Source organism: Rhodopseudomonas palustris (assembly GCF_013415845.1).
In the GTDB taxonomy this organism is placed as follows: domain Bacteria; phylum Pseudomonadota; class Alphaproteobacteria; order Rhizobiales; family Xanthobacteraceae; genus Rhodopseudomonas; species Rhodopseudomonas palustris_F.
The window spans coordinates 1,644,926-1,657,121 of the sequence record NZ_CP058907.1 but is presented as its reverse complement, the minus strand read 5'-3'; the positions used below and the strand labels follow the sequence as shown (position 1 = coordinate 1,657,121).

The 12,196-nt window shown below is 63.9% G+C and carries 11 protein-coding genes; 3 read left to right on the top strand and 8 right to left on the bottom strand.

Features of this window, described 5'->3' with window-relative positions:
• The first annotated feature begins 46 nt into the window (after nt 1-46).
• Together HZF03_RS07690 and HZF03_RS07685 are read left to right on the top strand one after the other, a co-directional pair.
• Nucleotides 47-1,342: an O-acetylhomoserine aminocarboxypropyltransferase gene (locus HZF03_RS07690; RefSeq protein WP_119018089.1), complete on the top strand. Its 1,296-nt coding sequence runs from the start codon at nt 47-49 to the stop codon at nt 1,340-1,342.
• Nucleotides 1,343-1,345: 3 nt separating this feature from the next.
• The gene (locus tag HZF03_RS07685) at nt 1,346-2,128 is read left to right on the top strand and encodes an alpha/beta fold hydrolase (RefSeq protein ID WP_179906279.1); all 783 of its coding nucleotides are present in this window, start codon (nt 1,346-1,348) and stop codon (nt 2,126-2,128) included.
• A gap of 49 nt (nt 2,129-2,177) precedes the next feature.
• Here HZF03_RS07685 and HZF03_RS07680 read toward each other — a convergent pair whose 3' ends face one another.
• The 5 genes from HZF03_RS07680 to HZF03_RS07660 all read right to left on the bottom strand — a co-directional run bounded on the left by HZF03_RS07680 (nt 2,178) and on the right by HZF03_RS07660 (nt 8,056).
• Nucleotides 2,178-2,882 carry an ABC transporter ATP-binding protein gene (locus HZF03_RS07680; protein ID WP_011157126.1) on the bottom strand — a complete coding sequence of 235 codons (705 nt, stop codon included), beginning with the start codon at nt 2,880-2,882 and terminating at the stop codon, nt 2,178-2,180.
• Nucleotides 2,869-4,734, bottom strand: coding sequence for a branched-chain amino acid ABC transporter ATP-binding protein/permease (locus HZF03_RS07675; RefSeq protein WP_119019991.1), 1,866 nt, complete (start codon nt 4,732-4,734; stop codon nt 2,869-2,871). The genes HZF03_RS07680 and HZF03_RS07675 overlap by 14 nt, the downstream gene beginning before the upstream one ends.
• A complete protein-coding gene (locus HZF03_RS07670) occupies nt 4,731-5,606 on the bottom strand; it encodes a branched-chain amino acid ABC transporter permease (RefSeq protein ID WP_012495170.1) in 876 nt (291 codons plus the stop codon). The genes HZF03_RS07675 and HZF03_RS07670 overlap by 4 nt, the downstream gene beginning before the upstream one ends.
• A gap of 8 nt (nt 5,607-5,614) precedes the next feature.
• The gene (locus tag HZF03_RS07665) at nt 5,615-6,799 is read right to left on the bottom strand and encodes an ABC transporter substrate-binding protein (RefSeq protein ID WP_234832338.1); all 1,185 of its coding nucleotides are present in this window, start codon (nt 6,797-6,799) and stop codon (nt 5,615-5,617) included.
• 207 nt (nt 6,800-7,006) lie between these two features.
• Complete coding sequence (locus HZF03_RS07660) at nt 7,007-8,056, bottom strand: carbon-nitrogen hydrolase family protein (protein ID WP_119019989.1); 1,050 nt, start codon at nt 8,054-8,056, stop codon at nt 7,007-7,009.
• Between the two features lie 136 nt (nt 8,057-8,192).
• On the opposite strand from HZF03_RS07660, the gene HZF03_RS07655 reads away from it, so the two are divergent.
• Nucleotides 8,193-9,167, top strand: coding sequence for a LysR family transcriptional regulator (locus HZF03_RS07655; RefSeq protein WP_119019988.1), 975 nt, complete (start codon nt 8,193-8,195; stop codon nt 9,165-9,167).
• A 57-nt stretch (nt 9,168-9,224) separates the two neighbouring features.
• Here HZF03_RS07655 and cbbX read toward each other — a convergent pair whose 3' ends face one another.
• From cbbX to HZF03_RS07640, 3 genes are read right to left on the bottom strand one after another with little or no spacing between them, the layout of a single operon-like run.
• Nucleotides 9,225-10,151: a CbbX protein gene (gene cbbX / locus HZF03_RS07650; RefSeq protein ID WP_011157120.1), complete on the bottom strand. Its 927-nt coding sequence runs from the start codon at nt 10,149-10,151 to the stop codon at nt 9,225-9,227.
• A gap of 2 nt (nt 10,152-10,153) precedes the next feature.
• Entirely contained in the window at nt 10,154-10,576 is a 423-nt protein-coding gene (locus HZF03_RS07645; RefSeq protein ID WP_011157119.1) for a ribulose bisphosphate carboxylase small subunit, read from the bottom strand.
• Nucleotides 10,577-10,589: 13 nt separating this feature from the next.
• A complete protein-coding gene (locus HZF03_RS07640) occupies nt 10,590-12,047 on the bottom strand; it encodes a form I ribulose bisphosphate carboxylase large subunit (RefSeq protein ID WP_119019987.1) in 1,458 nt (485 codons plus the stop codon).
• Between the last annotated feature and the right edge of the window lie 149 nt (nt 12,048-12,196).

Sequence of the window (12,196 nt, the reverse complement as noted above, 5' to 3'; positions counted from 1 at the left end):
AATGAAGGAACCTAACTAACAATCCAGGAAACATCCCGAGCACATCATGGCCGCACCCAAACCGCCCGGATTTGAAACCCTCAGCCTGCACGCCGGGCAACATCCCGATCCGCTGACCGGCTCGCGCGCGGTGCCGATCTATCAGACCACGTCCTACGTGTTTCAGGACACCGACCACGCCGCCGCGCTGTTCAACATGGAGCGGCCCGGCCACCTCTACACGCGGATTTCCAATCCGACGATCGCGGTGCTGGAAGAGCGGATCGCCGCGCTGGAGAACGGCGTCGGCGCGGTGGCGACCGCCAGCGGCATGGCGGCGCTGCATCTGGCGATCGCCACGCTGCTGAATGCCGGCGATCACATCGTCGCGTCGTCGTCGCTGTACGGCGGCACGATCAACCTCTTGGCGCACACGCTGCCGCGGTTTGGCATCACCACCACCTTCGTGGCGCCGCGCGACCACGCCGGTCTGGCCGCGGCGATCCAGCCGAACACCAGGCTGGTGATCGGCGAGACCATCGGCAATCCGGGTCTCGAAGTGCTCGACATCCCGAAGGTCGCGGCCATCGCCCATGAGGCGAAAATCCCGCTCTTGATCGACAACACCTTCGCGACGCCGTACCTCAGCAAGCCGATCGAGCTCGGCGCCGACATCGTGATGCATTCGGTCACCAAATGGCTCGGCGGCCACGGCATCGCCATCGGCGGCGTGCTGGTCGATGGCGGCCGGTTCGACTGGCGCGGCTCCGGCAAGTTTCCGACGCTGACCGAGCCCTACGCCGGCTATCACGACGTCGTCTTCGACGAGCAGTTCGGCCCGCCCGCTTTCGTCATTCGCGCGCGGATGGAAGGCCTGCGCGACTTTGGTGCGTGTCTGTCGCCGACCAACGCCTTCCAGCTTTTGCAGGGCATCGAGACGCTGCCGGTTCGGATGGATCGGCATGTCGCCAACACCAAGGCGGTGCTCGACTTCCTTCAGGCCAACAAGGCGGTCGATTGGGTGCTGCATCCGACGCTGGACAACCACACCGACTACGAACTCGCCAAGACGCTGCTGCCGAACGGCGCCGGCTCGATCATCTCGTTCGGCATCAAGGGCGGCCGCGCCGCCGGGCGCAAGTTCATCGAAGCGCTGCGGCTGACCAGCCATCTCGCCAATGTCGGCGACGCCAAGACGCTGGTGATCCATCCGGCATCGACCACGCATCAGCAGATGAGCGCCGAGCAGCTCGCGGCCGCCGGCATCGGTGAAGAGCTGATCCGGCTGTCGGTCGGCATCGAAACCGCCGACGACATTATCGCTGACCTGGCGCAGGCGCTGCGCGTTTCGCAGAAGGGCTAAGCCATGCAGATCAAGGTCAACGGGACAGACACCTTCGTCGCCACCGGCGGCAAGCCGTTCGACGCGTCGCTGCCCGCCGCGGTGTTCATTCACGGCGCTGGCTTCGATCACTCGGTGTGGGCGCTGCAGACGCGCTGGTTCGCGCATCACGGCTTTGCCGTGCTGGCGCCCGACCTGCCTGGCCACGGCCGCTCCGGTGGCGAGGCGCTGAAGACGATTGCCGAGATGGCGGACTGGATCGCCGCGCTGCTCGACGCCACAGGCGCGCAGCCGGCCAAGCTGATCGGTCACTCGATGGGCTCGCTGATTGCGCTCGAAGCCGCCGCGCGGCATCCGGCCAAGGTCGCGTCGCTGGCGCTGATCGGCACCACCTCGACGATGGCGGTCGGCCCCGATCTCTTGAAGGCCGCCGAAGCCAACGATCCCGCCGCGATCGCCATGATGACGATCTGGGGCCTCGGCCCCGACGCCGAGATCGGCGGCAACCTCGCCCCAGGCCTGTGGATGCACGGCGGCTCGGTGCGGGTGCTCGAAGCCAACAAGCCCGGCGTGATCTTCAACGATCTGTCGGCGTGCAACGACTACAAGGACGCGCTCGCAGCGGCTGCGAAGGTGACGGTGCCGACGCTGTTCATCCTCGGCGAACGCGACATGATGACCCCGACCAAGAACGGCAAGACCCTCGCCGCCGCGATCGCAGGATCACGCACCGTGATCCTCAAAGGCGCGGGCCATACGATGATGGTCGAGCGTCCCGACGAGGTGCTGAAGGCGCTGCAGCAATGATCGCGACGGCCGGTGCGGCGAGACGAGACCTCGCCGCACCGGCCCCGCGTCAGGACGCGACGCCGAGAAAGTCGCGGGCCATGCCCGGGTTGGCGGTGAGATCGGCCGGGGTGCCCTCGAAGACGACGTGACCGTTGTTGAGGCCGTAGACCCGGTTGGCGAAGCTGAGCGCGGCAGCGACATTCTGTTCGACCACGATCATGGTCCGTCCTTCGGCGGCAAGATCGCGGGCGACCGCGACCAGGTCGCGCACGATCAACGGCGCGAGACCTTCAAACGGTTCGTCGAGCAGGATGATGCGCGCATCGCGGATCAACGCGCGGGCGATCGCCAGCATCTGCTGCTCGCCCCCGGACAGCGAGCGCCCCGCCGATTTACGCCGTTCCTTGAGCCGCGGAAACACCTCGTAGATTCGATCGAACGTCCAGGCATTCGGGGCAGTGAGCGCGGCGATGCGCAAGTTCTCCTCGACCGTGAGCCCGCCGAAGATGGCGCGTTCTTCGGGGACGAGCTGAACGCCCATGGCGGCGATCGCCGACGGCGGCAAGCCGCCGATCGGCTTGCCGTCCAGGCGGATGGAGCCGTTCCGTGGCGACAGCACGCCCATGATCGAACGCAGCGTGGTCGTCTTGCCGGCGCCGTTGCGGCCCAGCAAGGCCACCACCTCGCCCTGCTCGACCCGGATCGAGAGGTCGAACAGCACATGGGAGTCACCGTACAGCGTGTTGATGCGGTCGACTTCAAGCAGACTCATGCGCGTGCAGCCCTCCGAGATAAGCCTCCTGGACGGCCGGGTTGCGGCGGACCTCGTCGGCAGTGCCGTCCGCGAGCAGCCGACCCTCGTAAAGCACGGTGATGCGCTCGGCGAGGCCGAAAATGGCGTCGAGATCGTGCTCGACGATCACCACGGTTCGGGCTCGGGCAATATCGCGGATGAAGGCACAGGTCGCAGCCCTCTCCGCCGGGCTCATACCGGCCAGCGGCTCGTCGAGCAGCAGCACGTTCGGACTCGTCGCCAGCGCCATCCCGATTTCGAGGCGGCGCTTCTCGCCATAAGCCAGCACATGCGCCGGTGTATCGGCACGCTCGACGAGGTTGAGCTGATCCAGGATGACGGCGATCTGTGCTTCGACGTCCGGCAGGCTATCCGCCGGCCGCAGCAGATCGAAGCGCAAGGGGCCGCGGCCGCGCGCTAAGGCTGCGATCCGCAGGTTGTTGCGCACCGACAGATTGGGGAACAACTGATTGAGCTGATTGCTCTTGGCGACCCCGCGCTGGGCGGCTCGGCTGACGCCAACTCCGGTCAATCTCTCGCCGAACAGCAGCACCTCTCCCGACGACGGGCTGATCTCGTCGAGCAGCATTTTGAACAGCGTGCTTTTGCCGGCACCGTTCGGGCCGATCACGGCATGGATCGATCCGCGACGCACCTTGAAAGAAACGCCATCGACTGCGCGCAGGCCGCCATAGTATCGCGCCAGCGATCGCGCCTCGAGCGCGACCTCTCCGTCGCCGGTCGCGGGCTCGGCGAGCGATAGAGCGACATCCCTGCGCCTGAGCTCCTCGCCCGCCACGGCATCGATGTTGTGCGCCTCGATCGCCTCCGTTCGCGCTTCGGCCGCGCGTAGCGCTGCTTGATTGGTGCGTTCGTTCCACCAATGCACGATCTCTCCGCAGACGCCGCGGCGCAGCCCGATCACCAGCACGATGAACGCGATGCCGAGCACCAACTTCCAAAGCATGGCGAAGCCGGGGATCAGTTGCAGGTTGTCGCGCAGCCACAGCCACACTGCTGCGCCGACCAACGGTCCAATCAGGGTGCCGGCACCGCCGACGATGGTCTGCACCACCAATTGTCCAGATGTCTCGAGCGAGAACGCGTCAGGCGGCATATAGCTCTGGAACGAGCCGAGCAAGCCGCCGGCAAGGCCGGCGTACAGTGCAGCGATGACGAACGCGGTCAGCTTGTAGGCGGGCACGTCGTGGCCGAGCATCGCGACGCGTCCGGTGTTCTCCTTGATGGCCAGCAGAATCGCGCCCACCGGCGAGCGCACGATGCGCCGTGCCAGTACGTAGCCGAGAAAGAAGATCACCGCGAAGAGTACGTACATCGGCAATCCGGCGCTGATCCTGAACGCATCGGCTCCGAAGCCGAGTGTCGGCGCCGGCACGCCGGGGATCCCGTTCTCGCCGCCGGTGTAATCCGACAACGGCGAATTCTCGATGAAATAGGCCATCTGGCCGAACGCCAGCGTGATCATCGTGAAGTAAATGCCGATCCGCCGGACGGCGAACCAGCCGACCACGAGACCGAAAACCCCGGCTGAGGCCGTCCCCACAAGTAACGCGAGCCAAACGCTGCCCACTGCGCCGGACACCAGCAGATAGGCCGTCACGAAACCGCCGACGCCGTAGAACGCCGCCTGGCCGAATGACAACAGCCCTGTCAGGCCGAACAAGATATCAAAGCCGAGGCCGATCAGCCCCCAATTCAGCACCCGCGTCAGCAGGTCGGTCGAGAACCCGAGCGGATTCAGCGCCACCGGAGCTAGCACCAGCGTCAGCAGGACAAGGGCTTCCGGAACGTATCTGCTCGCCCACTTCATGCCCGGCCTTCCGTACCGAACAGCCCCTGCGGACGCATCACGAGCAACAGCGCCATAAGTGCGTAGAGCATGACTTCCGAATACGATGAGTTGAACGCACTCGTGAGACTGATGATCTCGCCCGCGATCAGGCCGCCGACGATGGCGCCTGGGAACGAGCCGAGACCACCGAGCACGATCACGACGAAGGATTGGGCCATGAAGTTCGCACCCATGTCCGGCGAAACCGCTACCACGGGGGCATACAGCATTCCGGCGAGGCCGACGGCGACGATGCCGATCGCGAACACCAGAAGGAAGGCACGGCGGACATTGATGCCTAGAATTCCGACCATACCCGGATTTTCGATTCCGGCGCGCACCACCAGGCCCATTGAGGTACGGTACAACACCAGATAGAGGGCGAGCAGCAACCCGGCGATGATTGCGATCAGTTGCAACCGATAGGTTGGATAGATCAGGAAGCCGAGCTGCGTGGCGCCCTGCCCCCAGGACGGCACGGGCACCCGCTGGGCGTTGCCTCCGAATCCGGCTCGGATGCACTCGACGAGCACGATGCCGATGCCGTAAGTCACGAGGATCTGGTCTTCGTGCGGTCGGTCGTAAAAGTAACGGATAATGACGCGCTCGAGCACGAAGCCGAGCACCAGCATGAAGCCGCAGCCGACGACGACCGCCAGCACGAAGGACGAGGTGTACTGCAGCATCACGAAGGCGGCGTAGGCGCCCACGGCGAACAGCGCGCCGTGGGCAAAATTCAGCACGCCGAGCGTGCCGAGAATGATCGTCAACCCGCTGCTGACAAGTGCCAGCAGTGAGCCGAGTGCCAAGCCGTTAAAGGCCTGCGAAATCAGAACGGGCAAGCTCGGCATGACGATCCTCAGGTGTAGGGGCCGAGCTTGCAACCGAACAGGTCCGGCGGATTCATCACGGCCTCGCCGTCGACAAGGTCGATGATGTCGTAGAAGTCTTCCTTGTGCTTCATCTCCGACGGTTTCTTGCCGCGCAGAATCGGGATCGGGCGCACCATCTGATGGTCCTCGGCGCGGAAATAGACTTTGCCGATCGTCGTGACGTAGGGCTCCGCTTTGGAATTCTCCATCACCTTGATGACGTCCACCGGATTGAAGGTGTTGGCACGCTCGACCGACATCGCCCACAGATAGGTCTGCATGTAGCCGATATGTGCCCCCCAGCGCGGATGGTAATTGTTCTGCGCGACGAAGCTGTCGACGAACGCCTTGGCGAGCGGGAACTTGTCCTGCAGACCGAACCAGAAATCACAGCTTCCGTAGACCCCCTGCATCAACTCGGCGCCGAGCTCCTTGTCCTGGAACGACGACAGATTTGGCACGACGAGCTTCATCCGCTTCAGCACACCGAACTGCTCGGCCTGCTTAGTCGAGGCGACGGAGTCGGCACCGAAGGCGATGTTGACGAACACATCAGCGCCGCTGTTGGCGATATTGAGCAACGCCGAGGAGTAATCGGTAGTGCCGAGCGGCACCACTTCCTTGGCAACCTGCTTCCAGCCCTGCTCGGTCGCGAACTTGGAAAAGCTGTCATACACGCTGTGGCCGTAGGTGTAGTCGGGCACCAGGAAGGCCATCTTGATGTTCTTGCCGAGCGCCTTCGCCACCACCGGAGCGAGGCCCTTGGCCGCCATATAGGCGTTCTGCTGAGAGCGGAATCCGTAGCGCTGGCAATTCTTTCCGGTGATGTCGTTGGAGCCGGCGATGCCGACCATGTACAGCACTTTCTCGCGCGACCCGAGCTCTTCGAGCGCGATCGCGCTGGAGCTAGACACCGAGCCCGACACCATGATGGCCTTGTCGCGCTGGATGAACTGCGTGGCGCTCTGCACATCGAGGTTCGGCTTGCCCTCGGTGTCCGAGACCTTGTAGCGAATTTGCCGGCCCAGCACGCCCTTGCCCTTGAGTCCCCATTTCTGCGCGATGTCGCTACCGGCGTTGATCTGCGCGATCGCCAGCTCGTAGCCGAGCTTGAGATCGCCGCCATCGCCCGAGAAAACCCCGGTGAGCGGAATGGTCAGGCCCACAAACACCGAATCGGCCGAAACGCCCGCCGGAAAGGTTCCGATCGCGGCCGGCGATTGCGCAAATGCACCTCCGGGAAGCGCAAGCCCGGCTGCGGCGCCGACTCCTCCAAGCAAAAGCTGCCGACGGTCAAACTGCATATCACCACCTCTACGAGTTGAATCACCGCCACCATCGGCAGTGAACTGCGGCTTGGGGAAACGCCTCCGGCGAAGTTAAAGGACTACGGGCGCCGCGTTCGGCGCGCGCCCGACCTTGTCTTCGACATTGTCCACGACTGCGGGGAGTGGCAGATCGTCGACGAACGTCGCCGGCGTCAGCCGGCGACGGCTGATGCTGACGGCGAAAACATCGAACCGGTTGTAGTAACCGACCACGTCGTGAAATTGCTTGGGCTCGACGCATCGGTTGAGATCGATATCGGCATACAGAATGCCCTCGTCCTCGCACAGCGCTTCGCCGATCTGCTCGCCTGTCGGGTCCAAGAAGAATGTCGCCGCGCGCGGCGTGCCGTCGAGCACGGCTGCGGCCGACGGATCGCGCGCCACCAGCATGTCGCGCGCGGCCTTGTCGAGCACGCCGGACGTGACAAGACCAAAGACCTTCGCTTCGAAGCAATGCGCGCTGGCGCGAATCCGGGTCGCCGCCGCAATGTGATAGTTTCCGCCTTCGGCCGGACGCCGGGTCGGCCAGACCGGCGGCCAGCTCGAGATATGGAACTGCTCGCCCTGCGCTATCAATGCATAGCGCGCCAGCGGATTGGTGTTTTCGCCGCAGATCAATTGACCGATCTTGCCGAGCCGCGTGTCGACGACGCGGAGACCCGCGCCGTCACCGGCGCTCCAGATCAGCTTCTCGTAGAAGGTCGGAACCAGCTTACGGTGATGGTTGAGGATCTCGCCGTCCTCGCCGATCAATAGATTGGAGTTCCAGATCCCACCCACGCTGGCCGGCGATTTTTCGCTGATACCGATCGACACCACAACGCCGAGCCGCCGAGCCTCGTCCCGGATCGCTTTCACCTCGGGACCATCGATCAGCACCGACTGATCCGCCATTCGCACGAACAGATCGTGGTTGTCGATCGGTGCCCACAACGCCGCCCAAACCGGAAACGCCGGGATGTAAGTCTCCGGAAATGCAACCAGCTCCGCACCCGCAGCGACTGCCTCACGGATGAGCGAGATCGCCTTTTTTGTAGTCGCAGTCTTGTCGAGGAATACGGGCGCGGCGTGTATCGCAGCTGCTTTGAAGTGAGGAAGCATGTTGTCGTCCTTGGTTTCGAGCAGGCTAGGTCGCCTCCGCGGGCGATGGGTAGAGGCAATCCTGCAACCCGGCTTGCAGTCGGCGACACTTCGCCTCCCCGGCTCCGATTGGCACAGCTTTTGCCGATACGAAGCCATGACAGAGTTCAATTCACTCGACTGGGACGACCTGAAGGTGTTCCTGCATGCGGCCCGAGGCGGCAGCCTGGGCAGCGCGGCGCGACGACTGAAGGTCGACCAATCCACTATCAGTCGGAAGATCGCCCATCTCGAAAGCACTCTCGGGATCGCACTGTTCGAGCGGCTTCCCTCCGGACTACGCGTGACCGAGCTCGGCGACCGACTGCTCTGCCATGCCGAACGGATCGAGAGCGCCGTGATCGCGATGCGCGAGGACGTGCAATGCAGCGGCAGCCGAACGGCGGGCCGCGTCCGGCTGGCGACAATGGAAGGGATCGCGTCGTTGTATCTGGCCGCTCAGTTCTCGCGGCTGCACCGCCAACATCCAAATCTGATCGTGGAGTTGCTGACGTCGCCGCAAGCCGTCTCGGTCAACCGCCGCGAAGCCGACCTCTTCCTCAGCTTCTTTCAACCCCGCGGCCAGGGCATGGTCTCGGAACGCATCGGTTGCTTCGAACTCGGACTGTACGCATCAGAGGACTACATCGCGCAAAACGGCTTGCCCTGCTCTTCCGCTGATCTCAAGCGACACCGTTTCATCACCTATATCGACGACCTCATCCAGCTCGATTCGGTGCGCTGGCTCGACGACGTCATCAAAACCCCCGTGGTGAGTTTTCATTCCAACAGCATGATCGCGCAGATGAACGCCGCCGCTGGCGGGCTCGGGCTGGTGCTATTGCCGAGCTTCGCCACCAAGGGCCGCTGCGATCTGATACCAATTCTCCACGATCGGATGTCGACGTCGCGCGAATTGTGGATCAACGTGCATACCGACCTGCAATTCGTGCCGCGCATCCGCGCGGTGTCGAGCTTCCTGAAGGCGACCTTCAAGGCCGATCAGATGATGCAGGTCGATACTTCGGGGAAAAAGATGTTGAACGCGCTGCTCGACACCGAGCCGGCGGTCTCCGCGGTCCGCGGCCATTGACCGGGATGCGCCCGCGGGACCATGACGAGCATCGACTTGACGTGGCGCGACCGATGCTCACCGGTCGCGACCGTCTTCCTTCCCGAACACCCGGCTCGCCAGCACATCCCCCGCTTCGATCGTCATTAAATCCTCAGCGCTCAGCGAGCGGTCGAGGTCGGCGATCAGGCGGTTGGCCTGGCGGAGACGGATACGGTCGAGCGCGTTGCGGATCGAACGGGCGTTGGCGAACAACGGCTGGGTCTTGCGGATGCCAATGTAGCGTTCGAACGCGGCCTTCGCTTCGGGGGCGAAGTGGTAGTTCTGCTCGCTCAGCATCCCTTCGGCGATCGTCAAGAGCTCGCCGTCGGTGTAGTCCGGGAAGTCGATATGGTGGGCGATCCGCGAGCGGAAGCCGGGATTGCTCTGGAAGAACTTCTCCATCCGGTCGGCATAGCCGGCCAGGATCACCACCAGATCGTCGCGCTGGTTCTCCATCACCTGGAGCAGGATCTCGATCGCTTCCTGGCCGTAGTCGCGCTCGTTCTCCGGGCGATAGAGATAATACGCCTCGTCGATGAACAGCACGCCGCCCATCGCCTTCTTCAGCACTTCCTTGGTCTTCGGCGCAGTGTGGCCGATATACTGCCCGACCAGTTCGTCGCGGGTGACCGAGACGACGTGGCCGCGGCGGACGAAGCCGAGCTTGTGCAGGATGGAGGCGATGCGTAGCGCCACCGTGGTCTTGCCGGTGCCGGGATTGCCGGTGAACGACATGTGCAAGGTGGGATTGCCAGTGGCCAGCCCCATCCGCTTGCGCAGCCGTTCGACCAGCAGCAGCGCCGCGATCTCTCGAATGCGAGTCTTCACCGGCTTCAGCCCGATCAGCTCACGATCGAGCTGATCGAGCACCTCGCCGATGCCGACTTCATTGAACTCGGCTCGGAGATCGACGCGCGCGGGCGGCGCGTCGTCTCCATTGGGCGTCGTTGCTGTCGCGTCCACGATCAGCCTCCGTAGCGGCGGCCTTCAGGCTTGTCGGCCGAATAGGCGCGTGTGGTGTACCGCATGTTGCGGCCGTCGGACTCCTGGCGGTCGAGCCGGAAGCCGGGCTCGTCCTTTGGGCGGTTGACGATGAACGACAGCCGCACCGACTCCCAGCCGTGCGAGGAGTCGAAGGCCGACAGCCGGATGTAGCGGTCGCCGTAGATCTTGCGGCATTCGTTCAGTTCCATCATCACGCCGGCGGCGTCCTGCAGATCGAACATCGGCAGGCCCCACATGTCCCAATAGGTGTTGCGGGGATGCGGATCGTCGGTGAATTCGAGGTTCACCGCCCAGCCCTTGGACAGCGCGTATTGCACCTGAGCGGCGATCTGCTCGTCGGTGAGATCGGGCAGGAACGAGAAACAGCCTTGGGTCAGTCGCATTGGTGTCGCTCCTTTAGACCGAGACCGACGGGGTCGGCGCGTAATCGGGGGTGTCGGTGGATTCGTAGTTGAAGGTCACGTTCTTCCAAGTGTCGAGTGCGGCCTTCAGCGGGGTGCAGGTCTGCGCCGCCTTGGCGAGGATTTCCGGGCCTTCGTGCAGGTAGTCGCGGCCCTCGTTGCGGGCGAGGATCATGGCTTCCAGCGCGACGCGGTTGGCGGTGGCGCCGGCAGCGATGCCCATCGGGTGGCCGATGGTGCCGCCGCCGAACTGCAGCACAACGTCTTCGCCGAGCAGGTGCAGCAGCTGGTGCATCTGGCCGGCATGAATGCCGCCCGAGGCCACCGGCATCAGCTTGTTGAGGCTGGCCCAATGCTGGTCGAAGAACAGGCCGTTCTCCAGCGTCATCGGGTTGAAGTCCTCGCGGCAGATGTCGTAGTAGCCCTTGGTGGTCGCCGGATCGCCTTCGAGCTTGCCGACCACGGTGCCGGCATGAATGTGGTCGACGCCTGCGAGCCGCATCCACTTGGCGATGACGCGGAACGACACACCGTGATTGCGCTGCCGCGTGTAGGTCGAGTGACCGGCGCGGTGCAGATGCAGGATCATGTCGTTCTTGCGAGCCCACTTGGCCATCGACTGGATCGCCGTGTAGCCGATCACGAGGTCGATCATCACGATGATCGAACCGAGCTCCTTGGCGTATTCGGCGCGCTCGTACATGTCCTCCATCGTCGCCGCGGTGACGTTGAGGTAGGTACCCTTGATCTCGCCGGTCTGGGCCTGGGCCTTGTTGACCGCCTCCATGCAGTATTGGAAGCGCTCGCGCCAATGCATGAACGGCTGCGAGTTGATGTTCTCGTCGTCCTTGGTGAAGTCGAGGCCGCCCTTCAGCGCCTCGTACACCACGCGGCCGTAGTTGCGACCCGACAGGCCGAGCTTCGGCTTGACGGTGGCGCCGAGCAGCGGGCGACCGAACTTGTCCATGCGCTCGCGCTCGACCACGATGCCGGTCGCCGGGCCCTGGAACGTCTTCACGTACGCGATCGGCAGCCGCATGTCCTCGAGCCGCAGCGCCTTCAGCGGCTTGAAGCCGAAAACGTTGCCGATGATCGACGCGGTGAGATTGGAGATCGAGCCCGGCTCGAACAGATCGAGGTCGTAGGCGATGTAAGCGAAGTACTGACCGGGCGAATTCGGCACCGGATCGACGCGGTAGCACTTGGCGCGATACTTCTCCGCCGCAGTCAGACGGTCGGTCCACACCACTGTCCAGGTCGCGGTGGACGATTCACCGGCGACGGCCGCGGAAGCTTCGATCGGATCGACGCCGTCCTGCGGAGTGACGCGGAACAGCGCGATGACGTCGGTGTCCTTCGGCTCGTAGTCGGGCTCCCAATAGCCCATCTTCTTGTATTCCATCACGCCGGACTTGTAGCGTTCCTTGCCGCGGATGGTGACTGCTTCGTTCATGTCGTCCTCCTTGAAAGCCCTGGCCGGCCGAGGCGGCTGGATGGTCGACGCCGTTCGGGAACTCGGTCGCGAAGTTCGCGCTATGCCGATCAGCGTCGCGGGATGCGTGCGGGAGGACTTTGACCACAACGCCGAAAATAAGAGAAATT

Excerpts from the sequence above, each read along its gene's own strand:
- HZF03_RS07690 (WP_119018089.1), top strand. The coding sequence starts at position 47 with ATGGCCGCACCCAAACCGCCCGGATTTGAAACCCTCAGCCTGCACGCC.
- HZF03_RS07685 (WP_179906279.1), top strand. The coding sequence starts at position 1,346 with ATGCAGATCAAGGTCAACGGGACAGACACCTTCGTCGCCACCGGCGGC.
- HZF03_RS07680 (WP_011157126.1), bottom strand. The coding sequence starts at position 2,882 with ATGAGTCTGCTTGAAGTCGACCGCATCAACACGCTGTACGGTGACTCC.
- HZF03_RS07675 (WP_119019991.1), bottom strand. The coding sequence starts at position 4,734 with ATGAAGTGGGCGAGCAGATACGTTCCGGAAGCCCTTGTCCTGCTGACG.
- HZF03_RS07670 (WP_012495170.1), bottom strand. The coding sequence starts at position 5,606 with ATGCCGAGCTTGCCCGTTCTGATTTCGCAGGCCTTTAACGGCTTGGCA.
- HZF03_RS07660 (WP_119019989.1), bottom strand. The coding sequence starts at position 8,056 with ATGCTTCCTCACTTCAAAGCAGCTGCGATACACGCCGCGCCCGTATTC.
- HZF03_RS07655 (WP_119019988.1), top strand. The coding sequence starts at position 8,193 with ATGACAGAGTTCAATTCACTCGACTGGGACGACCTGAAGGTGTTCCTG.
- HZF03_RS07645 (WP_011157119.1), bottom strand. The coding sequence starts at position 10,576 with ATGCGACTGACCCAAGGCTGTTTCTCGTTCCTGCCCGATCTCACCGAC.
- HZF03_RS07640 (WP_119019987.1), bottom strand. The coding sequence starts at position 12,047 with ATGAACGAAGCAGTCACCATCCGCGGCAAGGAACGCTACAAGTCCGGC.